The 384-nt window shown below is 75.5% G+C and carries 1 protein-coding gene; it reads left to right on the top strand.

Annotation, left to right across the window (positions count from 1 at the left end; translation table 11 throughout):
• On the top strand, nucleotides 1-384 hold a 384-nt coding region (locus ACXAID_RS28450), incomplete at both ends, for a glycosyl hydrolase-related protein (protein WP_475025479.1).

Genomic DNA, 384 nt, shown 5'->3' with positions numbered 1-384 from the left:
CAGCACGCCGACCCCGCCGGCGGCGTCGTCGTGCGGGTGGTCGAACTGCACGGCCGCGCCGCCGAGGTGACGCTGCGCTCGGGACTGCGCCACCTCCAACTGCAGCGCCTCGATCTCACCGAGCGGCCCCTCGGTGAGCCGGCCAGCCCGCTGCGGCTGAACGGCTATGAGATCGCCACGGTGCGAACCCAGCCGAACCTTCCGCGGGTGCTCGATGCCGACCTGGCCACGCTGGCCCCGGACGCCGAACCCGCCCAGCCGCTCTACGCCCGCTACTGGCTGCACAACCGTGGGCCCGCACCGCTGGGCGGACTGCCCGCCGTGGCGCACCTGCACCCGCACCGGATCAGCGTCGGCGGCGCCGAGGGCGCGGTGGAGCTGCGG

It is taken from the genome of Mycobacterium sp. ABE4_509 (genome assembly GCF_056160785.1).
Note: the sequence above shows the minus strand (reverse complement) of the source record. Positions and strands in the feature narration are given on the sequence as shown.